The organism is Kaistella chaponensis, assembly GCF_900156725.1.
Taxonomy (GTDB): domain Bacteria; phylum Bacteroidota; class Bacteroidia; order Flavobacteriales; family Weeksellaceae; genus Kaistella; species Kaistella chaponensis.
Map to the genome: position 1 here is coordinate 18,957 of NZ_FTOI01000014.1, position 22,093 is coordinate 41,049.

The 22,093-nt window shown below is 35.8% G+C and carries 22 protein-coding genes and 1 tRNA gene; 7 read left to right on the top strand and 16 right to left on the bottom strand.

From position 1 onward, the window contains the following. Positions 1-22 precede the first annotated feature (22 nt). The 7 genes from BW932_RS12355 to BW932_RS12385 form a co-directional block, all read right to left on the bottom strand. A complete protein-coding gene (locus BW932_RS12355) occupies positions 23-532 on the bottom strand; it encodes an NADH-quinone oxidoreductase subunit NuoE family protein (protein WP_076388037.1) in 510 nt (169 codons plus the stop codon). A gap of 121 nt (positions 533-653) precedes the next feature. Beyond that, positions 654-1,877: an NADH dehydrogenase (quinone) subunit D gene (gene nuoD, locus BW932_RS12360; RefSeq protein WP_076388039.1), complete on the bottom strand. Its 1,224-nt coding sequence runs from the start codon at positions 1,875-1,877 to the stop codon at positions 654-656. Between the two features lie 44 nt (positions 1,878-1,921). After that, positions 1,922-2,422: an NADH-quinone oxidoreductase subunit C gene (locus BW932_RS12365; RefSeq protein ID WP_076388041.1), complete on the bottom strand. Its 501-nt coding sequence runs from the start codon at positions 2,420-2,422 to the stop codon at positions 1,922-1,924. A gap of 3 nt (positions 2,423-2,425) precedes the next feature. After that, positions 2,426-2,983, bottom strand: a complete 558-nt coding sequence (locus BW932_RS12370; protein ID WP_076388043.1) for an NADH-quinone oxidoreductase subunit B — start codon at positions 2,981-2,983, stop codon at positions 2,426-2,428. Between the two features lie 60 nt (positions 2,984-3,043). Further along, the gene (locus BW932_RS12375; RefSeq protein WP_076388045.1) at positions 3,044-3,415 is read right to left on the bottom strand and encodes an NADH-quinone oxidoreductase subunit A; all 372 of its coding nucleotides are present in this window, start codon (positions 3,413-3,415) and stop codon (positions 3,044-3,046) included. Between the two features lie 118 nt (positions 3,416-3,533). Continuing rightward, positions 3,534-3,722 (bottom strand): hypothetical protein, encoded by a 189-nt coding sequence (locus BW932_RS12380; protein ID WP_076388047.1) that lies wholly within the window; start codon positions 3,720-3,722, stop codon positions 3,534-3,536. 43 nt (positions 3,723-3,765) lie between these two features. Beyond that, positions 3,766-4,890 carry a GNAT family N-acetyltransferase gene (locus BW932_RS12385; RefSeq protein WP_076388049.1) on the bottom strand — a complete coding sequence of 375 codons (1,125 nt, stop codon included), beginning with the start codon at positions 4,888-4,890 and terminating at the stop codon, positions 3,766-3,768. A 107-nt stretch (positions 4,891-4,997) separates the two neighbouring features. Between BW932_RS12385 and BW932_RS12390 the strand changes: the two genes are divergently transcribed. After that, complete coding sequence (locus tag BW932_RS12390; protein WP_076388051.1) at positions 4,998-5,672, top strand: zinc metallopeptidase; 675 nt, start codon at positions 4,998-5,000, stop codon at positions 5,670-5,672. Between the two features lie 60 nt (positions 5,673-5,732). Here BW932_RS12390 and BW932_RS12395 read toward each other — a convergent pair whose 3' ends face one another. The 9 genes from BW932_RS12395 to rbfA all read right to left on the bottom strand — a co-directional run bounded on the left by BW932_RS12395 (position 5,733) and on the right by rbfA (position 16,157). Further along, the gene (locus BW932_RS12395; RefSeq protein ID WP_076388053.1) at positions 5,733-6,335 is read right to left on the bottom strand and encodes an IMPACT family protein; all 603 of its coding nucleotides are present in this window, start codon (positions 6,333-6,335) and stop codon (positions 5,733-5,735) included. Positions 6,336-6,391: 56 nt separating this feature from the next. Then, complete coding sequence (gene ribD, locus BW932_RS12400) at positions 6,392-7,420, bottom strand: bifunctional diaminohydroxyphosphoribosylaminopyrimidine deaminase/5-amino-6-(5-phosphoribosylamino)uracil reductase RibD (protein ID WP_076388055.1); 1,029 nt, start codon at positions 7,418-7,420, stop codon at positions 6,392-6,394. A 91-nt stretch (positions 7,421-7,511) separates the two neighbouring features. After that, positions 7,512-8,111: a hypothetical protein gene (locus BW932_RS12405; protein WP_143745559.1), complete on the bottom strand. Its 600-nt coding sequence runs from the start codon at positions 8,109-8,111 to the stop codon at positions 7,512-7,514. Positions 8,112-8,121: 10 nt separating this feature from the next. Continuing rightward, positions 8,122-10,155, bottom strand: coding sequence for a DUF349 domain-containing protein (locus BW932_RS12410; RefSeq protein WP_084566523.1), 2,034 nt, complete (start codon positions 10,153-10,155; stop codon positions 8,122-8,124). Positions 10,156-10,230: 75 nt separating this feature from the next. Then, positions 10,231-10,968: a shikimate dehydrogenase family protein gene (locus BW932_RS12415; protein WP_076388059.1), complete on the bottom strand. Its 738-nt coding sequence runs from the start codon at positions 10,966-10,968 to the stop codon at positions 10,231-10,233. Positions 10,969-11,029: 61 nt separating this feature from the next. Then, positions 11,030-13,072 (bottom strand): endonuclease, encoded by a 2,043-nt coding sequence (locus BW932_RS12420; protein WP_076388061.1) that lies wholly within the window; start codon positions 13,070-13,072, stop codon positions 11,030-11,032. A 199-nt stretch (positions 13,073-13,271) separates the two neighbouring features. After that, on the bottom strand, positions 13,272-14,240 hold the full coding sequence (locus tag BW932_RS12425) for an endonuclease (protein WP_317043758.1): 969 nt from the start codon (positions 14,238-14,240) through the stop codon (positions 13,272-13,274). Positions 14,241-14,560: 320 nt separating this feature from the next. Further along, a complete protein-coding gene (locus BW932_RS12430; protein ID WP_076388063.1) occupies positions 14,561-15,772 on the bottom strand; it encodes an ABC transporter permease in 1,212 nt (403 codons plus the stop codon). 22 nt (positions 15,773-15,794) lie between these two features. Beyond that, positions 15,795-16,157 (bottom strand): 30S ribosome-binding factor RbfA, encoded by a 363-nt coding sequence (gene rbfA / locus BW932_RS12435; RefSeq protein ID WP_076388065.1) that lies wholly within the window; start codon positions 16,155-16,157, stop codon positions 15,795-15,797. A gap of 108 nt (positions 16,158-16,265) precedes the next feature. Between rbfA and mce the strand changes: the two genes are divergently transcribed. From mce to BW932_RS12465, 6 genes are all read left to right on the top strand, one after another. Further along, positions 16,266-16,664 (top strand): methylmalonyl-CoA epimerase, encoded by a 399-nt coding sequence (gene mce, locus BW932_RS12440; RefSeq protein WP_076388067.1) that lies wholly within the window; start codon positions 16,266-16,268, stop codon positions 16,662-16,664. Next, the gene (locus tag BW932_RS12445) at positions 16,646-16,846 is read left to right on the top strand and encodes a hypothetical protein (protein ID WP_076388069.1); all 201 of its coding nucleotides are present in this window, start codon (positions 16,646-16,648) and stop codon (positions 16,844-16,846) included. The genes mce and BW932_RS12445 overlap by 19 nt, the downstream gene beginning before the upstream one ends. 94 nt (positions 16,847-16,940) lie before the next feature. Then, positions 16,941-17,014: transfer RNA gene (locus BW932_RS12450), tRNA-Ile, on the top strand. 168 nt (positions 17,015-17,182) lie between these two features. After that, positions 17,183-20,323 carry a DUF3427 domain-containing protein gene (locus BW932_RS12455; RefSeq protein WP_076388071.1) on the top strand — a complete coding sequence of 1,047 codons (3,141 nt, stop codon included), beginning with the start codon at positions 17,183-17,185 and terminating at the stop codon, positions 20,321-20,323. A 61-nt stretch (positions 20,324-20,384) separates the two neighbouring features. Then, positions 20,385-21,227, top strand: coding sequence for a hypothetical protein (locus tag BW932_RS12460; protein ID WP_076388073.1), 843 nt, complete (start codon positions 20,385-20,387; stop codon positions 21,225-21,227). A 141-nt stretch (positions 21,228-21,368) separates the two neighbouring features. Then, on the top strand, positions 21,369-22,082 hold the full coding sequence (locus tag BW932_RS12465) for a 3-ketoacyl-ACP reductase (RefSeq protein WP_076388130.1): 714 nt from the start codon (positions 21,369-21,371) through the stop codon (positions 22,080-22,082). Positions 22,083-22,093 lie beyond the last annotated feature (11 nt).

A 22,093-nucleotide genomic window follows, 5' to 3' on the forward strand; every position in this document is an offset into this window, starting at 1 on the left:
AATCTGAAATTTAGAATTTTAATTAATCCAAAGCAATTTGTCCCTGTCTGCAAAGTTCCAGGATCTCGTCTACTTTTTCTTTAGTTAAATTTTCATGATAAAATTTTCCCAACTGCATCATCGGTGCATAACCGCATGCGCCAAGACATTCTGCATTTTTCAATGTAAAAAGTCCGTCGGCAGAAGTTTCCCCGTTTTTAATGTTGAGCGTTTTTTTGATATGATTGATGATGTCATGACTTCCATTCAACATGCAAGGCCCGGTTTGGCAAACTTCTAGAACATATTTACCTACAGGTTTCATGTTGAACATGGTGTAGAAAGTTGCAACTTCGTACACTTCAATCGGCTTAATATCTAGAATTTCTGCAACATAATCCATCACAGGAACAGCCAACCAACCATCAAAATCCTTTTGTGCCAAATGAAGGATAGGAATCAAAGCTGATTTCTTTTTATCTTGTGGATATCGACCGATTATTTGATGAACCTGCGCTAAGGTTTCAGGCTTGAAAGTTATTGTTTCGCTCATTTTTTTTTAAGATTAAAGAACAAAGAGAAAAGAGTAAAGACTCTCAATTCATTATTCTATATTCATTTTATCTTTACGAAGAAAGTCTTTAATCTTCCTTCTTTTATCTTTTTTCTAAATTTTACGCGTCTAATTCTCCTGCGATGACGTTCAAACTACTCAATGTTACAACAGCATCTGAAATTACAGAACCTGTAATCATTTCCGGGTACGCTTGGTAATAAATAAAGCAAGGTCTTCTGAAGTGTAATCTGTAAGGTGATCTTCCGCCATCACTTACCAAGTAAAATCCTAATTCTCCGTTTCCACCTTCTACCGCGTGATAAACTTCGCCTTTTGGAACTTCTGTTTCGCCCATCACAATTTTGAAATGGTAAATTAATGCTTCCATTTTGGTATAAACATCTGCTTTTTCCGGCAGATAGAATTCGGGAACATCTGCGTGGAATGGTCCATCTGGAAGACGATCCATCGCTTGTTGAATGATTTTTAAACTCTCCCAAATTTCACTTTGACGAACCATAAAACGGTCGTAAGTATCGCCCGAAGTTCCTACAGGAATATTGAAATCAAAATCTTCGTATGAAGAGTAGGGACTCGCAACCCGAACATCATAATCCACTCCAGCTGCACGTAAATTTGGTCCTGTAAAACCATAACTCAAAGCGCGCTCTGCTGAAATAGAACCTGCACCAATGGTACGATCCATGAAAATTCTATTTCTTTCTAACAAATCTCCAAATTCTTTGAATCTCGCTGGAAAAGTTTTTAGAAAATCACGAACCAATTCATGAAATTTCGGGGTGAAATCTCTTTCGAAACCACCAATTCTTCCCATGTTGGTTGTTAATCGTGCGCCGCAAACTTGCTCGTACATGTCGTAGATTTTCTCACGATCCTGGAACATATAGGTAAATCCGGTTAAAGCACCGGTATCAACTCCGGTAACCGCATTACAAACCAAGTGATCTGCAATTCTTGCTAATTCCATCATAATAACACGCATATATTGTACGCGTTTTGGAACTTCAACTCCTAGAAGTTTTTCTACCGTCATATGCCATCCAATATTATTGATTGGCGAGGAGCAGTAGTTCATTCGGTCGGTTAAAGTCGTGATCTGTGTAAAATTTCTTCTTTCAGATATTTTTTCAAAAGCACGGTGAATATAACCTACTGTTTGTTCTGAATGGAGAATTTTCTCTCCATCCATCGTCAGAATATTTTGAAAGATTCCGTGGGTTGCAGGGTGAGTTGGACCTAAATTGAGGGTGTATAATTGCCCATCAATCTGTTCCTTTGTTTCGTATTGCGTTAATATATTGGAGAGTGCGTTGTCTTTCATAAATTTTAATGCTTTAGGCTTTAAGCTTATTGCTTAGGGTCATTTTATCTTCCGAACATTACATCATCTTTATCCGTTCTGGTGCCATCTTCCAAAGGATATTGTTTCAACATCGGATGGTAACCAAGACCTGGATCGTTTAAGATTACTCTTAAATCGGGGTGTCCTTTAAATTTAATGCCGTAGAAATCGAAAGTTTCTCTTTCCATCCAATTTGCACCTGCGAATAATTCAACAAGTGAATCTACTTCTGCATTTTCAAAAGGCATGAAAACTTTGAGTCGCACCCGAAGATTTTCAACCAAATTATGCAAATGGTAAATAACTCCTAATTCTTTTTCTGGGGTTTCAGGATGATGGATTCCGCAGATATCTGTAAGGAAATTAAAACCTAAACTGCTGTCTTTCATATGATGAACGACTTTTTTAAGGTCTTGTTTCTTTATTTCTAAAGTCAACATTCCGTACGGTTCTGAACTTGAAATTACTGTTTCGGGAAACTCTCTTGTAATAGCTTCTAAGACGAAATTATTGGTAAACTCCATAAATTAATTGATGTTAAAAGATTCCAATAATTCTTTATACTGAGGAAGATCTCTTCTTCTTAAACTTTCACTTTCTGCCAGCGCTTGAACCTGCATAAATCCTTCTAAAATTTGTTCTGGTCTTGGTGGACATCCTGGAACGTACACATCTACAGGAATTACGCGGTCAATTCCTTGAAGAACAGAATAAGAATCGAAAATTCCGCCACTTGATGCACATGCGCCAACTGCGATTACCCATTTTGGTTCAGCCATTTGGGTATAAACTTCCTTTAAGATGGGTCCTAATTTTTTAGAAATGGTTCCGCAAACCATCAAAACATCGGCTTGTCTTGGAGAGAAACTCATTCTTTCCCCACCAAATCGGGCCAAATCGTAATTTGGACCCATGGTTGCCATAAATTCAATTCCACAACAAGAGGTTGCGAAAGGAAGTGGCCACAAGGAAAGTGAGCGCGCCATTCCAATCAAATTATTCAAATTGGTGGCAAAGAAACCTTCTCCTTCAAATCCTGGAGGAGCAGGAGCGTTTGTATTTATTTTTGGTGTATTTTCTGACATTTTAATTTAATTTTTTAAAGAAACTTTAAATCAATTTCATTGATATGATAAGATTCAATTTTATTTATCCCAGTCGAGAGCGCCACGTTTTAGAACATAAATAAATCCTAAAAAGAAAATGCCGACAAAGGTTGCAACTGCGAGAAATCCTTCTAAGCCGAATTCCCGAAAGTTAACGGCGTATGGATAAAAGAATACAATTTCAATATCGAAAAGAACAAATAATACAGCCGTCAAGAAATATCGGATAGAAAACGGAGTTCTTGCGTCACCTTCGCTTTCTATACCGCATTCAAACGATTTATTTTTATTGACGGTACTGTCTTGTTGTTTTGGTCCCAAAAAATGGGCACCTAACAAAGAAATCGCTACAAAACCAATGGCAACCAAAGCTTGGATGATAATCGGGATATAATTTTCAGGTAAATTCATTGCTACATTATTTTCTCAATCTGCAAATTTAACGAATAAAGATGTAAAGCGAAAATATATACTTCCTTAAATATAATTGAAATTGGCTATTTGTTTAATTTAGAACTATTAAAAACAATTACTTTTTGCCCGTATCTTTCAATCTTTTTAATACCGTATAAGCAACGAAACCTATATATAAAAAGAGGAAACTGGCAAAAAGGATATTGATGATGCTGTTCACTCGTTCGTCTTGAACCTGAAAGAACTGATTGTACGCCACAAAGGCTAAAATGATGACAATGTAGATCGTGAGTTGCTTTTTCATGCGGTAAAAAGGTTTGAAATTTTGAAGGCTTCTAATTTTGAGGTTAAAGTTCTTTGGAATAGGTTCTTCGCCGTTTGTGATTGGTTGGGTTGTAATCTTGCCAAAGTGCTTGTACGCCTTTGTTTTCTTCTAATTCAGGGTTGGTTTCCGCGAACTTAATCCCCATTTTATTGAATCTCACAAAGATCTCTTTAAAAATAATCGCAGTAACACCACGTCTTTGATATTCCGGATGAATGCCGATTAAATAAAAATTTGCGCGGTCGTTTTTCTTTCCAGCCTGCAAAAAATGCCACCATCCGAAAGGAAATAGTTTGCCTTTCGATTTTTGCAAAGCTTTAGAGTAAGACGGCATGGTAACGGCGAACGAAACGAGGTTGTGGTTTTCGTCTTCCACACAAATGATATAATTTTTATCAATAAACGGAAAGTACTTTTCCTTATAGGTTTTTATCTGTTCATCGGTGATCGGAGTGTAAGTAGATAAGGTGTTATAGGTTTGATCCAACAATTTAAACATCGGTTCGATATACGGGATGATTTCTTTTTTGTTTTTAAAATCGAGTACTTTCAGTTTGTATTTTTGGGCAACCAAGTCACTGAATTTTTTTACTTTCTCCGATAAAACCGTGGGGAAATCCATTTCATATTCTACCCATTCTTTTTCTTTGACCAAACCCAATTTTTCTAAATGTTCGGAATAATATTCAAAATTATACAAGCCGATCATGGTCGCCAATTTATCGAAACCCATGATCAACATTCCGGCTTTGTCGAGATTTGTAAATCCCATCGGACCTTCAATTTTTTTGATATTTTTTTCTTTCGCAAAGGTGATGACTGCATTGATCAATGCTTCCGAAACTTCGAAATCATTAATAAAATCGAGCCAACCAAACCGAACTTTACTTATTCCCAGTTCTTTTTCTTCTTTGTGATTGAGTATAGCAGCAACTCTCCCGACAATTTTTTCGTCTTTATACGCAAGGAACTGTTTTGCATCTGAATAAGCTAAAGCAGGATTTTCTTTTGGATTCCAAACATTTTTTTCATCATTAATTAAAGAGGGAACGTAATTTTTATTATGTTTGTAAAGTTGCATCGGAAAATCGATGAAATTTTTCAGATCGCGTGCTGTTTTTACTTCAATTAAAGAGACTGTAGACATGTATGAGTATTTGAAAACAAATATAAATCTTTAAAACAAATATAAAAACTTTGGCACGTTTTTTACAGCTAAGAAGGCAATTTTAAAATACATAAATTAAGGAAAAAATGACAGGATATTATTTGATTATAGGCGTTTCGATGTTGATCAGTTGGCTGGTTTCTTCAAAACTTAAATCTAAATTTGCTTATTATTCTCAAGTTCATCTTCGCAATGGGATGTCGGGAAAAGAGGTAGCAGAAAAAATGTTACGGGACAATGGTATTAATGATGTACAAGTCATTTCAGTTCCGGGTCAATTGACGGATCATTATAATCCCGCGGATAAAACAGTCAATCTTTCAGAAGGCGTTTATATGCAAAGAAATGCAGCCGCTGCAGCTGTTGCAGCTCACGAATGTGGTCACGCAGTACAACATGCAGTGGGATATTCGATGCTTCAATTGCGTTCGAAATTAGTACCGATGGTGAATATCAGTTCCAATCTTATGCAGTTTGTTTTAATTGCCGGAATTGTACTGATGACAGCGACAAGAACGATCGAAAATCCAAACGGAAATACCACGGTTCTTGCCATTGGTGTTGCAATGTTTGCTTTTACGACGTTGTTCGCATTTGTCACTTTGCCAGTAGAATACGACGCGAGTAAACGAGCGATGACCTGGTTGAAAGATACAGGAACCGTAACTGCAGAAGAATTTGTGGGCGTAAAAGATTCGCTTACTTGGGCTGCAAGAACGTATGTTGTTGCTGCGATCGGTTCTTTGGCACAACTTCTTTAATGGGCGTCTTTATTGATGGGAAGAAGAGATTAATTGGAATTAAGGAAAAGGGAAACCTTTTTAAAGGAATTTAAACGAAATATTTTGCATCTCAGACAATTGTTCTGAGATGTTTTCTTTTTGGGAAGTATTAATTTTGGCTATGATCTTGCATTGCTCTTCTGAGAAGAAATTCAATATTTTACCGTCGAATTTGTTGAGTAGCGTGAAGATTTGGTTTTGTTTGTTGAAATCAAATTCAATTTCTACCTCGCTTTCGAGATCTTTTGTGATGATTTCGCTTTCTTCCAGCGTCAGTTTTGCAGATTCTTTGTAGGTTTTTACCAATCCTGAAACGCCCAGTTTAGTACCGCCATAATATCTTACAACGATCAGAAGAATATGGGTGAGTTCATTTGCCAAGAGCTGATTGTAAATAGGTAATCCTGCACTTCCACTTGGTTCTCCGTCGTCATTTGCACGGTAATTTTCACCCTCAATTCCGAGACGAAAGGCGTAACAATGATGCGTGGCTTTTGGATGTTCGGTTCGTACTTTTTCTAATGCCGCTTTTATTTCTGCTTCATTATTCACCGGAAAAGAAAAACCAATGAATTTGCTGCCTTTTTCTTTCAAAAGGATATTTTCAAGCGGTGATTTTATGGTTTTAAAGGAGAACTGCATCAATCGGTTTTTTGCTTCGAAATTTTTATGAAAAGAATTGAAAAATACTCGTCAAATTATTTTTGATTGTTTCGGTAAAAATAAAGAAGGTTATCTCTCAATTGCATTTCTTTTTCCAATTCAAATTCAAATTCCGGAGCCTTTGTTCCGTGGATTAGATTCAAATTTTCATTCTTAATGATTACCGCTTCATCCCAAATTCCTGCTTTTATAAATTCCGTTAAGGTAAAACTTCCACCTTCAATAATCACCGACTGTATCTGTTCTTCAAAGAGTTTCTGCATGAACTGGTCTAAGAAATTTTCTTTTTCTATTTTAATGAATTTTACATGTCCTTCTTCGCTGTTTTTTAAAGAATTAAAAACCAAAGTCGGCGCTTCATTGCTGAAAATTTTAAAGTCGTGCGGAACTTTCAAATCAAAATCAATTAGAATTCTTACGGGATTTCTTCCCACAATTTCGCGGGTTGTTAAGCTTGCATTATCTGTTAAAGCCGTTTTTGTTCCGATCAAAATCGCATGTTCCTCACTTCGCAGGGTATGAACAAATTGTTTTGATAACGAATTGCTAATGGATGTAGGTTTGAAGTCTTTATCTAGAAAACCGTCATTCGACTGTGCCCATTTTAAAATGATGTAGGGTCTTTTTTGCTGATGAAAAGTAAAAAATCTCTTATTTAACTCCTGACATTCTTTTTCCAGAATTCCCGAAACGACTTCTATTCCTGCTTTTTCTAAAATCTCTTTCCCTTTTCCGTTTACTTTCTCGTGGGAATCCAAAGTTCCGATGACTACTTTTTTGAAACCGATTTCTACAATTTTATTCGCACAAGGACCCGTTTTTCCATAATGAGCGCAAGGTTCAAGCGATACATAAATGGTCGACTCCTTTAATAAATCTTTATTTTTTACGGAATTTATGGCATTGATTTCTGCATGATTTTCGCCGGCTTTGTGATGATATCCTTCACCGATGATGGTATCTTGGTACACAATCACACTTCCAACCAATGGATTTGGATAGGTTTTACCCAAAGCTTTTTTTGCGAGTTCAATGCAGCGTTTCATGTAAATTTGATCGGTCATTCTCTGATTGCTTGTGGTTCTGAAAATTGATAATTTGCTAAAAAAACACCCAACATTTTGCCGAGTGTTTTGATACATGATTTTTGTAAAACTATTTTGCGAGAGGCAATGCAGCCACTTTAATTTCTGGAATTTTGTATTCGATGATATTGGTCATCAGTTGATCTCTTTCTTTTCCCAAGGATTTTACCGAAGATTTCAAGTCACTGTATATTCTTTTCGCATAAGAAAGAATGAGGAAACTTTTTTGGCTTCCAGTTTCAAACTGCTTGAATCGGTAAACATTGTATTCAATGTATGGATCACCTTTTGCGGGTGCTTCAGAGATGAAAAAATCGACAATATATTCTTTTCCATCCGGACTTTCAGATACGTTTACTTTTGCGAACTTGTCTTTTTCTCCTCGATTCTGAATAGATTCTACTTTTTGTCTCACTGCCAATTCTATTTCGATTTCTTTATTAAAAAATGAAAAGTCGAGCAATTGCGTGAAATTTTCAATTTGTTCATCTCGTGGTAGAAACTGTTGTCTATAAAGCGTTTTCGAAGGTTGTTTGCTCCAACTTAGAAAAAATTCTGTACCGTTTAATTCAATCGGTCCCGGAACGGAAATGAGATCTGCAACATTTTCTTGAGCTTTAACAAAGCTTAAAGTTGCGATCAACAGCAGTATGAATATTTTTTTTACCATAACCATCTGCTTAATTTTCTCCGGAAAGAATAGTATGTAGGGTTTGCTTTAAGCTTTCGAGTTCAGATTTTTTGCCTTCAATTCTGTCGAAGGTATCTTTCAACAAAGGATTGTCGCGGTTTGAATTTTTGAAAAAGCCTAAATTGTTTTCCATTTTCACGATTTCCGCTTCCAAATCTCCAATTTGATTTTTGATTTTTCTGGCTTTATCGGTGAGCTGATTTTCCGTGAGACCTTCTTCTTTCAAACTGTATTCGCTGATTTTATTGAGTTTCAGTTTTTCTCTCAAAGTTTTGTTAAACTCTGTATTGATGGCTAATTTTTCACGTGGTACTTTTCCGATATTGTTCCAATTCGTTTTGATGTGTTCAATTTTTTCAACACTTCCTTCCTCGTCGGTAATTTCTTTAAGTTCGTCGAGAAGTTGCTTTTTATTTTTATAATTTTCTTTCCAGTTGTCGTTTACTGCATTGTTTTTTTCTCTGTAATTATTAAAGAAAGTGTTGCAGGCTTCGCGGAAATCATCCCAAACTTTATTGGTCATGCTTCGGGGAACGTGGCCAACTGTTTTCCATTCGTCCTGCAGTTTTTTGAAAAGTGGAACGATAATTTCCCAATCTTCAGATAGCATATTGTCTTTTGCAGTCGCGATTAATTTAAGTTTTTGATCAAGATTGGTTTGTTGTGAATTTTTCAGGCCTTTGTAAAATTCATTTTTTTTCGTGTTGAAATTTCGAAGGTTTTGCTTGAAATCATTCCAATTTTGGTTAGAAACTTTTCTTGGTACACTGCCGAGTTTTAAAAATTCGGTTCGTAAAGCTTCAATTTTTTTGATGGAGTTCTGCCAATAATTATGATTTGCTTCTTTTTCGGGGGTGCAAATCTTTTTAATTTCCTCGATGATTTTTGTTTTCTTTTCTAGATTTAGAGCCTGCTCTTCGTCTATCTGTGCAGAAAGTTCACCTTTTCTATCATGAATTCTGTTAGAAATTTCTTTAAATTCATCCCAGGTTTTTTCGCGGAATTCTTCGGCTACAGGTTCAGCTTCTTCTTTCCAAAGCTTGTGCAAGTACTGCAATTCGTTCAAAGCTTTTTGTACGGCAGGTTCACCTTCCAAAACCCTTGCTCTGTCGATAATATGCTGTCTTTTCTCCAAATTATGGGCATATTCCTGCTCCATATATTCTTTGTTCATATCCAACATTTCATAGAACTGATTCAGATGATGGAAATAATTGTTGTTCAGGATTTTAAATTCAGATTTTGCAACCTGTCCTGCATTTTTCCAATCTTCTTTGATGGTACGAATGGCTTTGAATAAATTCGTTCCGACGGCGGTATTGGTATAAAGATTTTTCAGTTTTTCGATAATAAGCTGTCGATCTTCTAAGTTCTTAGAATGATTCTCTTCTTGTTTTTTGCTGTATTCTTCGTTTTTTTCGCGGAAAAGATGAATCAATGCAGAAAGTTTGGTTTGTGCAGGATGATGCGCATTGAAATCGTCTTCAGAATTTCCGGCGTTTACAAATTCGCTTTTTTGATCTTCAATTTCGTCGTGAATAAAATGGTTGGCTTGTTCTTTAAAATGATTAAATTTTCTGAAATGAGCACCCGCATCGTCTTTATTAACGATGTTTTCCATTTCTTTCAAAATTTCCGGCAGCGTTAAATTAGTGGTGTATTCCAATTCTAAATCGTGATGAGCTTCGCCATTCGGTTCGCCATATTCTGCTTTTGCAGGATCAATTTCCGACAGTACTTTTTCAGCGGGAATCTCTACTGATTTTTGCGTATCGACATCTGCTTGATGCTCTGGTTGTTCTTGTAGCACCTCTGCTTCTAATTTTTCAGAAGGAGCCTCCGTTTCTGAGGAAGTAATTTCTGCGGTCATTCCGGGTTTTTCGGTCGCCACTTCGGCTTCAGAAAGATCGACTGTATTTTCTTCCAAAACTTGGGTCGGTTTTTCGGTGATGTTTTTCGTGGAAATCTCTTCTGGAATTGATTGTTTTTCAGGGTGGTCAGAGATTGAATCTTCTGTAATCATAGCAAGCTTTTTTTAGAATTAGATGACAAAAATTAATTTCGTTTCATTTGTGTGTAAACAAAGCACTAAATTAACTTATTTTTTTTGAAAATTCCATATTTCCCAATTTTTTTCCGCCTGCTGCTCAAGCATATAGAATCCGTTCGCAGTTTTCGCTCCTTTTTCCGCTGCTTTTTTAAGGAAAGCTGTGTTTTCCGGATTGTAAATAAGGTCGATTACCAAGTGTTTTTCGGTCATTCCTTCAAAAGGAAAATTCAGGCAATCTTCCACTTTCGGAAATGTTCCGACCGGAGTGCACTGAATAATTAGGGGATTTTCGGTGACAATTGTTTCGGTAATATTTTCGAAATTTAAATCTGAATTTCTGGAAACTGTTTTGAAGGGAATATTGTATTTGCCTAAAACATATTGCACGGCTTTTGCGGCACCACCATTGCCTAAAATTAATGCGGAGGAATGAAAATCTTTGCGATGAACAGCCAATGTTTTTTCGAAACCAAAAACATCGGTATTAAAACCTTTTTTGATGTTATCTTGAATCAAAATACAATTTACTGCGCCTATTTGTGCAGCTTCATCACTAAGTTCATCTAAATACGGCAGAATTTTTTCTTTGTACGGAATGGTTACATTAAAGCCGATCAGCGCCGGATCTTGAAAAATTTCTTCAACCTCTGATATTTCCTTTAAGTCAAAAACATCGTAGGAATATTGAGTCAGCATTAATCGCTTAAATTTATCTTCATAATATTTTTGAGAAAAGGAGTATGAAATATTCCTTCCGATGATGCCTAATTTTTTTTGGTCTTTCATTCTTCAAAAATAAAAAAAAAAGACCAGCAAAATGCTGGTCTTTTCCTATGATTTATCATATCTATTGGATAATAAATTTAGCAGTTTGGCTGCCTGCTTTTAAAATATACATTCCTTTTGGTAAGTTTTTTAAAGCGATTTTTCCTGAAGTTTTGAAAGGTTGAGCAATGCTTTGAACCAATTTTCCTGTGAAATCAAAGATCTGTGCGGTTGCAATTTCTTTTAAGTTTTGGCCATTCACATTCAATTCTCCATTTCGTACAGGATTTGGATTGATCGATAATGAATTTTTATCAATACCGCTTTCGTTCACCGCTGCAAGTGTGTAGCAAGTCCATTTCATATCATCGATAGCAACTCTGTTTGTAGTGCTTGAATTTTGTAATCTTATTTCTACAACACCAGAAATATTAATTCCCGATACGGTGGTAGTAGTTACTGTGGCGCTGTATGGGATTGTTTTTCCTGTGTCAACATCATTCACGAAAATTTTCAAAGTTCCAGCAGTACCACTAAATTTCAATCCTGTGGTTACGGTAAGATCACCAAGTCCGTTGGGAACTGATAAAGCTGTTAGGAAGCCATTTCTGATAGTGATTGCTTTTCCTGTAATCGTTTGATCGGTTCTTGAATCCTCAGAAGTATAGGAAACTCCATTGCTCGTCCAGTTATAAGTAGAGTAGGTGGAAGAACTTGCTGGAATAGAATCGAAGTTCTCATCACCACAATTTACACCAACTGCGAGCGTAGCTGCAGTTACTGTATTACTTTGCGGCGAAACATTTCCGGCAGCGTCTTTTGTTACTACATAAATACTGTATGCCGTGTTCGGATCCAAGTTAGCCACATTTGTAGAAGTGGAAGTGGTAGAACCGTATAAAGCTCCGTTTACAAAAATATTGTAGCCTGCAACTTCAATATTGTCTGTTCCTGCATTCCACTGTATCGCGATACTATTTGTCCCCACAGAAGTTACTGCTAAATTGGTTGCTTCTGTTGGAGCTTGGGTATCAATCAAAGTTGTTCCTGAAACGGTGTTGCTTTGTGGTGAAATATTTCCGGCAGCATCGACTGCATTAACGTAGAAGGTGTACGTTGTTCCCTGATTTAATCCTGAAACTGTAGCAGTGTTTGAAGGGGAGTTACTATGGAAAACGCCATCAACAAATATTTTGTAGTATGTAACGCCAATGTTGTCTGTAGAAGCAGTCCAACTTAAATTTGCAGAAGCTGTAGAAGTAGAGACCAATGCCAAATTCGCAGGAGTAGAAGGCGCTTGAGTATCGATCACCTGAGTTCCCCAAATCGTTTGAATCCATTCCGGATGATCGATAAATGGGTTTCTGTTTTTTTGGAAAACGAAAGATGCATTATTTCTTTCAATTTCTGTGGGGGAAACAGGATCCTGTGTAGCCCAAGTTAATAATACATCTCTTTCCCAAGGCTGTAAACCAGGAAACGCTGAACCGCCCAACATATTTCCGGTACTAAATCCAGAAAGTCTAGATTCATATCGGGTTACAAAATAGAAAACCATTCTTGCAACATCTCCTTTAAATTCATCTATAGGTTCCCCCACAGATCCGCTGTAACCAGGTGAAGTGCATGGTCCAACTTTGGTCCCGTTTTTAGAAGTAAAAGCAGGATTTGAAACCACTCCAAAAGGATAATTGCTTCGCATACCATTTACTTTTCCATCTGTAGGACGAATAAAATGAATGTCTGAAACCATTGGCGATGCAGAATTAAAAAAACTTTGCGGTACAATATGTTCTCTATTGTAGCAATCTCCTTCATTACTGTAATTTCCACATTTTTTCACCCCATGTTGATAGTTGTAAGGATCTGTTCCAGTAGGGTTTTCTGAATACATATCGAGTACAGAACCGTCGTTTTCATAGTAATGATCGCGGTCGGTGGTCGGATAACCCGTGTACAATCCGTCATATCCTTTATCAATTGCACCTGCAGTGATAATTTGGCTTAGTTTTGTTTTTAACGTGGCACCGGTTAAACCTGCAGTACCGTCATAATAATTTGCGGGAGCTTGCGCTAACGTAACTGCAAACATAAAGCCCAGTAGAAAAGTAGTAAATTTTTTCATGTAATTATAACATTAAATTGGACGGCAAATATAGATGAAAATTTTATTCAAAAAGCAAATTCAGATTAACATTATGTTAAACCTGATTTTTATTACATTTTAAGCAGTTTCACTTGAAAATTTTAGCAGAAAATCGTCTCATTCTTCAACAAAAAAAACCGACTAATTTAGCCGGTTCTCATTTTTTGTAATCAAGAATTTATTCTACTATAAATTTGGTTGATTGATTTTCTGTTTTCAAAATATACGTTCCTTTGGTTCTGTTGCTCAAAGTTATTTTTTTTGAAGTTTTTAAATCCTGATTGATGGTTTGGATTAATCGACCGTCGATGGTATAAATCTGTACTGTTTTTACCTGTTCTAAACCATAACCTGAAAGATGCAATTCCCCATTTCTTACCGGATTCGGATAAACAGAAATTTTTTGGTCGAAAGCAGCAATGTCTTTTGTAGTAAGGGTAGAAGTCCAAATCATATTGACCCACTCCGGATGATCGATAAAAGGATTTCTGTTTTGTTGTCTCAGGTAGACTGCGTTGTTTCTATCGATTTCTTTTTGAGACACAGGATCCTGTGCCGCCCATTTCAACAAAAGATTAATGTACCATTGTTTGTAACCTCGATCTATTGTACCGTCTAAAGGATTTCCGCCGCTTTGATAAGGAGTGAAAGAAGCAAGTTTATCTTCATATCGGGTGATAAAGAATAACGACATTCTTGCCAAATCTCCTTTGAATTCGTTGATAGGCTCAAAAACAATTCCGTTGAACCCAGGGAAATTAGAGGTGCCCAATTTAGAACCATTTGTCGAGGTAAAAGTAGGCGTATTGGTTTCTCCGTAAGGATAATTGGATCTTTGGTTGTTTACGTAATAATCCGTGGGAATTACGAAATGCCCGTCATTTGCCATTGGTACTGCAGATTGTCCGCCAAAAAAACTTTTCGGTACAGAATGTTCTCTATTATAGCAAGAATTTTCATTGTTGGATCCGTTTCCACACTGATTTCCGCCATCAACAACACGTCCTAATTTATATTCATAAGAATCTGCACCCCCAGGTTTTTCGGAATACATATCCAAAAGCGTATTGTTATTTTCATAATATTTATCTCTATCGGAGGTAAAATAGGTTTCCCATAATCCACCGGTTCCGCTTCCGTAACCCAAATCTAAAGCACCGTTGGAAATGATGACATTAAGTTTTGATTTTAGGGCTTACCAGTAAGTCCTGCCGTTCCGTCGTAATAAGTAGCAGGAGCTTGTGCAAAGCTGATGGAGAATAATCCACCAAGCATAAGGGTAAGAATTTTTTTCATTGAATGATATCTAATTTTGAGGGGTCAAAGTTAGTCAAAAAATGAATCTGTAATTATTGTTTGGCTATTTTTTTAATGAACTAAGATTTACAACTTTAGAACGCTAAAATTGTAATAAATAATTGGTTCATCTGCATCATTTAGGTTTACTTGAGAGTAAGACCACAAAACTTACTGGATCTTAAAAAATGATTTGTTGATTTTGGAAAAAATCCAGGAGACTCCGAATCCAAAAATCCCCGCTGTCAATGTTACAATAAAGTAATTGAGGAGCCTAATCCGAACAGGGAAAGGCAGATCGGTATTTTCACCCGCTTTGAAAAATCCGGTCACCATCTGTAAATAACTGACCGCACTGCCTAAAATTAATCCACTCACCAAACCAAAAGTTACAATAAGAATTCCCGTGTAGAAATACACTTTCCGGAGCGATTTTAAATTCATACCCAATGAAATCAGAGATTTCGCCTGTTCCTTTTTATCGAGTTGCAGGATAATAATGGCACCTGCTAAATTAAATGTCGTAATAAAAATCACCAACATAAAAATCAGGTAGATGAAAAGTTTTTCGGTGTTGATCATCTTCCAGAACGCGGCGTTTTCCTCCGATTTTGTTTTGATGTCGTATCGATTGCCCAAAAGTTTTTGCAGGTGAACTTTTACTGCATCTGTATTATCGGCATTTTTTAGTTTAATGACGATTTGGTAGGCTGATTTCTTCGGTAGATTCAGCAGCTCCCGAGTAAGCTCGATGGGTGAAATGATGGTGTTGTCCAGTTGATCATTACCCGGAAAAACACCTGAAACGAAGATTTCCCTTTTGTTGAAAATATCTTTTTCTGCACTGATCATTCCTGTTCCTGGTTTGGGCATCAACAGTTCTGCAAAATCAGCGTTTTCACCGATGGGAATTGCCAATCTGTTATCAAGTTTATTTTCCAGCAACACTTCATTCGAATATTTAAAACTCGGATACGTCCCGTAAAAAATATTTTTGTGAATGGGATTTACGAAGATGTAGGCAGAATCTACCCCACGCAAATTTGCAATATCACCATTGTCCCGGAAATTGATGTATACTTTCTCCTCGATAACTTTGGAAAAATGTAAAATTTCGGGAGTAGATTCTAAGATTTTGGTGGCTTTGTCAATTTCTGGAAGTGTTTTTCCCTCCTTCGTTTTCACCGTAATATCGGCGTGCAGATTTGCAATAAGATCCTGATTCAAGTCCTCTAAACCCGAAAATACAGAGATGATAATAAACATTGCCGTCACTGCAACCATCATGGCCAAAGCAGCGAGCCACGTAATAAAGGTGACTGCAGTGCTTCCTTTTTTTGCTAAAAGGTATCGTGTTGCAATATAAAAGGCAGTGTTTTTCAAAAAAAATAAACTTTAAAAAAGATTATAGAATAGGATTGTCACCTTCGCCTCTCAATTCTTTTTCAATTTTTTCCACATCGTCCAACGTGGTGTCTAGATAGAAATTCAGTTCTGGAATAATCCGTACCTGTTTTCCCATTTTCTGACCGATAAAATTTCTGTAATGCGCTTTATTCACCAGAATTTCTTTCATAATATCTTTGCGGAATTCTGCGGGAAAAATGCTTAAATAAATCTTTGCGATACTTAGATCTGCAGTTACTTTCACATCGGAAACGGTCACCAAAAAGGAATGTTTGCTTTCCGACGCCTGTTTGCGGAATAATTCTGCGAAATCTTCCTGTATAATCTGTGCGACTTTTTTCTGTCTGTTGCTTTCGTTCATGGTGCAAATTTAGTATTTTTGTTTGAAATAAGACGGGAGTTAAAAGACGGAACTCCTAAGTTTTATTTAGAAGAATTAGAAATATTGATCAATCCTCATTTATCATCCATGAAAATAGAACACCTCGGTATTGCCGTAAAATCATTGCAAAAATCTGACGAATTATTCGCCAAACTTTTGGGTAAAGAAAACTATAAACAAGAATCGGTAGAAAGGGAAGGAGTTACCACTTCGTTTTATGAACTGGGAGATTCGAAAATTGAACTTCTTGAAGCTGCGAATCCTGAGAGTCCAATCGCCAAATTTCTCGATAAACGTGGGGAAGGAATTCACCATGTTGCGTTTGGTGTAGAAAATATCGGTGCCGAAATAGAGCGTTTAAAAGCGGCGGGATTTCAGTTTCTCTCTGAAGAACCCAAAGATGGCGCCGATAATAAACTCATTATTTTTCTGCATCCAAAATCTACGAATGGTATTTTGGTAGAATTGTGCCAGGAAAAACCGTAGTGGAATTTTTTACCAAAATAGCTACAGATTGGGATATTTTTATCGTTTATGAATGTAAAAATAGAACAGTTGCAAGAAAAATTGAAAATCATATCAAGAATATGAAAAGTAGGAAATATATAGAAAATCTTAAAAAGTATCCTGAAATTTTAGATCAACTCAAAGATAAATATTCCGATTAATAAGTAAAGAAAGCTGTAAAAGTTTTTGTTTCTATCGAAAAAAGTTTATTTTTGCACCTCATAAAAACAAAGGGATTTTGGTTCCGAAGTTTTTGGCCTTGTAACTCAGCTGGTTAGAGTAGCTGACTCATAATCAGCAAGTCCTTGGTTCGAGCCCAAGCTGGGCCACATTATTGGAATAGAAACACTTACCGCGAGGTAGGTGTTTTTTTTTTTGGATTTTTGCTATGATTGAATTGTACTGCATCAGTTTGAAAGCAGAACGCTAGTTTTGGAAGTGATTTTAAATATGGTTGATTTGTTTGAAAATAAAAGATTTAATATTATATTTAAACAATGAATCAAGGGTTATACGAAGAATTAGTTACCAAGCTAATTACCAATAAATTAGATGACTTAGGCAAAGATAATTTTCAAATTAAGAAAATATCTATTGACAAAGCTGAAGCAGCACATTTATTATCACAACATATCGGTAAAACTATAAAACAAGCTTTTAATTTAATTAAAGGCGAAGATATTCTTGAAATACAAATTGAAATTGCCAACAAGATTATTTTATTTTTAAAGGAAGAACTGAAAAAGGAAGAATTTGAAGATGATCTAATAGAAACGGAAGGTAAAATTTTAAAGGCAGTTTTTTCTAATGTTGATGCGCATTTTACAGATTTGGATTTGCATTTAAAAGAAATTACACCTTATACAAGATTAATACACAGTGAATTATTTACCGGAGGAAATTCTGGGACAACTTTGGAAAGTGAGTTGCGAAAAGAAATTTTATCATCGGACAAAATTGATTTGTTGGTTTCATTTATCAAATGGAAAGGAATACGAATTCTAGAGCGAGAATTAAGAGAATTTACAGAAAGAGGTGGGATACTTCGTGTGATAACAACTACTTATATCGGTGCAACAGACGCAAAAGCAGTTGAGTTTTTATCTTCTTTAAAGAACACACAGGTAAAAGTATCTTATAATACAGGAAATGAGCGGTTGCATGCAAAAGCATATTTATTTCAGAGAAATACACGATTTCATACTGGATATATTGGCTCATCTAATTTTTCACGTTCAGCTTTGACCGACGGTTTAGAATGGAATTTGAAGATTACGACCAAAGAAATTAGTCATATTATAGATAAGTTTAAAAAAACTTTTGAAGCTTACTGGCAAAATCCAGAATTTGAGTTGTATGATGGAACTATTCATTCAGTTAAATTGGTTGAAGCTTTACAACAAGGAAAATTTTCAAAAGAGTATAACTTTACAACTTCATATTTTGATATAAAACCTTTTCATTATCAAAGTGAAATTTTGGAAAAATTAGAAGTTGAACGTTCAGTTCATAATCGAAATAGAAATTTAATAGTTGCAGCAACAGGAACAGGAAAAACGGTTATTTCTGCATTTGATTATAAAAATTTCCGAAATAAAAACACGTCATCAAAATTGCTTTTTGTAGCTCATCGCAAAGAGATTTTACAACAAGCAATGGCAACATTTCGTGGTGTATTAAAAGAAAATAATTTTGGTGATTTGTGGGTAGATGGAATCGAACCAAATTCGAACGAATATCTTTTTGTTTCTGTACAAACTCTTAATAACAGATTGAAAAATTTAAAACTTTCACCCAATTACTTTGACTTTATCATTTTAGATGAAGCACATCACGGTGCAGCTTCCAGTTACAGAACATTTTTAAATTATTTTCAGCCAAAAGTTTTACTTGGTTTAACTGCAACTCCTGAGCGAATGGACAATGAAAACATTCTTGAAGATTTTTGCAATAGAATTGCCGCAGAAATTAGGCTATCGGAAGCTTTAAACAAAAAACTATTGAGTCCTTTTCAATATTTTGGGATCACTGACAGTATTGATTTAACAAGTGTAAAATGGGAAAAAGGTAAATACGTAGCAAGCGAATTGACAAATTTATATACTAAAAATGAAGAACGAATAGGAGAAATCATTCAAGCGCTTGATAAATATACCCATGATATCAATGATGTTCGTGCAATCGGATTTTGTGTAACCATTGAGCACGCTACTTTTATGGCTGAAAAATTTAATTTAGCAGGATTAAAAGCAGAATCTTTGACCTCCAAAAATTCCAGCGAAAGAGATAGAATTAGAGAGCTGTTTAGAAAGAAGGAATTTAATTATTTATTTGTAGTTGATATTTTTAATGAAGGTGTAGATATTCCTGAAATTGATACCGTTTTATTTTTAAGACCTACGGAAAGTTTAACGGTTTTTCTTCAACAATTGGGACGCGGATTGCGATTATCAGAAGGAAAAGATTGTTTGACCGTTTTAGATTTTGTGGGCAATTCACGACCGGAATACGACTTTGAAAGCAAGTTCAGAGGATTGATTGGAAAAACAACAACATCGGTTCAAAAAGAAATAGAAGATGATTTTCCGCATTTGCCTTTAGGATGTTCAATTGTTTTAGAGAAAAAAATGAAACAGACAATTCTTGAAAATATCAAAAAAGCAACATCATTAAACGTAAATCAGTTAATCAATAAAATTATAAACTTTCAGCATCAAACCAATTTACCTTTGACGTTAAATAGTTTCATGGAATTCAATCATATTTCAATTGAAACAATTTACAAGAAAGATAGTTGGTCAAGATTATGCCAAAAAGCTGGCGTAATTGCTGATTTTGAAAACACAAACGAAAAGCAAATATATTCCGCTATTACTAATAAATGGTTATCAACAAACTCGACGAGTTATTTTAATTTCATTTTAAAAATTGCAAAGAAAGGTTTCAATATTAGAATTAGTGATTATGATGAAAATCAAAAAACCATGTTGCTGATGTTGCATTACGATGTTTGGCAAAATGCAGGAGGTTTTAATTCTTTGGAGGAAAGTATAATTCAAATGGGAAAAAATAAAACACTTGTAAAGGAGATAATTGAGGTTTTAGAAATACTAATTGACAAAGTGGATTTCAAAGAAGTTGATATTGATTTACGTTATAATCAACCACTAAAAGTACATGCACGATACACACGAGATCAGATTTTAGCTGCTTTTAGACTAAGTACTTTCGACAGAAAATCTCCAAGCAGAGAAGGTGTTGCAGAGAATGTGGAATTAAACACAGAATTGCTTTTTATCAATTTAATTAAATCTGAAGAAAACTTTTCGCCAACAACAATGTATGATGATTATGCCATAAGCGAAACCTTATTTCATTGGCAAAGTCAAAATTCTGCACGACCAGATATTGGCAAAGGATTATCTTACATTCAACATCAAGAAACTGATAAAAAGATTTTACTTTTCGTAAGAGAAAAAGCAAAAGATGAGAAGGGAAATACAATGGGATATGTATTTATTGGAGAAGGAACATTTAAAGAGAATGAAGGAGAAAAACCTATGAATATTAAATGGAAGCTTAACGAACCAATGCCAAATTATCTGTGGAAAGAATCTGCTAAAATGTCTGTTGATTAATTATTACAGCGTTATTTATTAAAAAATTTCCCATAATTTTGCCCTCTAATTTTTATTAATAATGATTGACAAAAACTTCTACCTCGAAAACCTTTCTGCTTTTGATATTCTTATAGAAGATGAGGACCGCAAACAGGCGGAAACGCTTATTTTTCGGGTGTTCAGTATTTTGCAGCGCGATAAAATCTGGTTGCGCGACATGGCGACAGAAGAAGAGATCTTTGAAGAAGAGGTAGAACTTTTGGAAGAAGTGGAAGAGGAACTTCAAGAACTCGATCAAAAATATAATTTTGGTTTCGAAGCTTTTTATCGACGCGTCCAACTCGAGTTGAAAAAGATACAATCCAAGTCGGATCTCAATGTGGATGTCGCAGAAAATTTTGCAGAAGACGATGATTTTGAAGACGAAGATCTTGATTTTATGGAGGAAGAAAACGATGAGGATCCCGATCTTTACGAGGAAGAGGAGGAAGATGATTTGGAGGACGACGACGATTTTTACGACGAAAATGAAGACGATGCTTTAAGTCATATTTCGGATGAAGAACTGGATCAGATCACCGATTATATTTTGGAAAGTGCGAAAACCCGTTTTGATTATTCGGAATTTTTAGAGGAATTTCCACAGGTTGATGAATTGTTTGTGGAAGAAAATGTCCTTTTTCCCATCATTGCCGGAAAAGCCCATGAAGAAACAGATTACGAGATCGCCGCAAAAATGAATGCTGCTTTCTTAATTTCCGGATTTCAAATGTCCATCGAGGATCTGCAGGAAATGATCGAAAAGAAAGGCCATGAATTGGGTCTGGAAATTTTAGCGTTTGGAATTGCCGCCGATTCTTTGCAACAAGGCGCAAATCCTGCAGAAGTGCTTCAGCAGATTTCCCAGTTATTAAAATCCTAATTTTTGAAGGGTGAAATTTCTTTCTAGAAATCAATGTTGAATCCCTTTTTTTGATTGAAAGCATCAAATCTGATCATAGGTAATTCTCAATTATTAGCTACAAGCGATTTCGTAAATTTGCAGCATCAAAAAATAATTGAAATGAATTTAAAAGGAAAAAATGCGATCGTTACCGGTGGTGGAAGAGGTCTCGGTAAAGCCGTAGCTTTACTATTGGCGAAAGAAGGAGTGAATATCGGAATTACCGGGCGAAATGAAGAAAACTTAAAGTCAACGGTTGACGAATTGAAAGGTTTAGGTGTTCAGGCTTTTTATTCAATATTCAGTATGGATGAAGAAACTGCCGTTCAAAACGGAATAGCGAATCTGGCAAAAGATTTGGGCGGAATTGATATTCTCATTAATAATGCAGGAATTGGAGATTTTGGAAGTATTGCAGAAATGCCGTCTGAAACCTGGGAACAGGTAATCAAGACCAATCTTTTTGGGGTGTATTATGCAGCCAAAGCGGTTTATCCGTTCCTGAAAGAAAAGGGAGAAGGCGATGTGGTGAATGTTGCTTCTACAGCTGGATTAAAAGGCGGACCGAACATGTCTGCTTACGCCGCTTCTAAAGCAGCAGTCGTTTCTTTGTCTCAGTCGATGATGGCAGAATGGCGAAAAGAAAATATCCGCGTGATCACTTTGACACCGAGTACCATTGCTTCAGATATGTCGATTCAGGGTGGATTAACGGACGGAAATCCAGAATCCGTTTTACAGCCGGAAGATTTCGCAGAATGGGTTCGTGATATTTTGAAAATGAACCGTAGAGCTTTAATTGCGAATGGTTCCATCTTTTCTACCAATCCTTAAGTCAAAAAAAT

What these genes read in the sequence shown, in the direction of transcription:
- BW932_RS12355 (WP_076388037.1), bottom strand. Translation starts at nt 532, where the DNA reads ATGAGCGAAACAATAACTTTCAAGCCTGAAACCTTAGCGCAGGTTCAT.
- nuoD (WP_076388039.1), bottom strand. Translation starts at nt 1,877, where the DNA reads ATGAAAGACAACGCACTCTCCAATATATTAACGCAATACGAAACAAAG.
- BW932_RS12365 (WP_076388041.1), bottom strand. Translation starts at nt 2,422, where the DNA reads ATGGAGTTTACCAATAATTTCGTCTTAGAAGCTATTACAAGAGAGTTT.
- BW932_RS12370 (WP_076388043.1), bottom strand. Translation starts at nt 2,983, where the DNA reads ATGTCAGAAAATACACCAAAAATAAATACAAACGCTCCTGCTCCTCCA.
- BW932_RS12375 (WP_076388045.1), bottom strand. Translation starts at nt 3,415, where the DNA reads ATGAATTTACCTGAAAATTATATCCCGATTATCATCCAAGCTTTGGTT.
- BW932_RS12380 (WP_076388047.1), bottom strand. Translation starts at nt 3,722, where the DNA reads ATGAAAAAGCAACTCACGATCTACATTGTCATCATTTTAGCCTTTGTG.
- BW932_RS12385 (WP_076388049.1), bottom strand. Translation starts at nt 4,890, where the DNA reads ATGTCTACAGTCTCTTTAATTGAAGTAAAAACAGCACGCGATCTGAAA.
- BW932_RS12390 (WP_076388051.1), top strand. Translation starts at nt 4,998, where the DNA reads ATGACAGGATATTATTTGATTATAGGCGTTTCGATGTTGATCAGTTGG.
- BW932_RS12395 (WP_076388053.1), bottom strand. Translation starts at nt 6,335, where the DNA reads ATGCAGTTCTCCTTTAAAACCATAAAATCACCGCTTGAAAATATCCTT.
- ribD (WP_076388055.1), bottom strand. Translation starts at nt 7,420, where the DNA reads ATGACCGATCAAATTTACATGAAACGCTGCATTGAACTCGCAAAAAAA.
- BW932_RS12405 (WP_143745559.1), bottom strand. Translation starts at nt 8,111, where the DNA reads ATGGTAAAAAAAATATTCATACTGCTGTTGATCGCAACTTTAAGCTTT.
- BW932_RS12410 (WP_084566523.1), bottom strand. Translation starts at nt 10,155, where the DNA reads ATGATTACAGAAGATTCAATCTCTGACCACCCTGAAAAACAATCAATT.
- BW932_RS12415 (WP_076388059.1), bottom strand. Translation starts at nt 10,968, where the DNA reads ATGAAAGACCAAAAAAAATTAGGCATCATCGGAAGGAATATTTCATAC.
- BW932_RS12420 (WP_076388061.1), bottom strand. Translation starts at nt 13,072, where the DNA reads ATGAAAAAATTTACTACTTTTCTACTGGGCTTTATGTTTGCAGTTACG.
- rbfA (WP_076388065.1), bottom strand. Translation starts at nt 16,157, where the DNA reads ATGAACGAAAGCAACAGACAGAAAAAAGTCGCACAGATTATACAGGAA.
- mce (WP_076388067.1), top strand. Translation starts at nt 16,266, where the DNA reads ATGAAAATAGAACACCTCGGTATTGCCGTAAAATCATTGCAAAAATCT.
- BW932_RS12455 (WP_076388071.1), top strand. Translation starts at nt 17,183, where the DNA reads ATGAATCAAGGGTTATACGAAGAATTAGTTACCAAGCTAATTACCAAT.
- BW932_RS12460 (WP_076388073.1), top strand. Translation starts at nt 20,385, where the DNA reads ATGATTGACAAAAACTTCTACCTCGAAAACCTTTCTGCTTTTGATATT.
- BW932_RS12465 (WP_076388130.1), top strand. Translation starts at nt 21,369, where the DNA reads ATGAATTTAAAAGGAAAAAATGCGATCGTTACCGGTGGTGGAAGAGGT.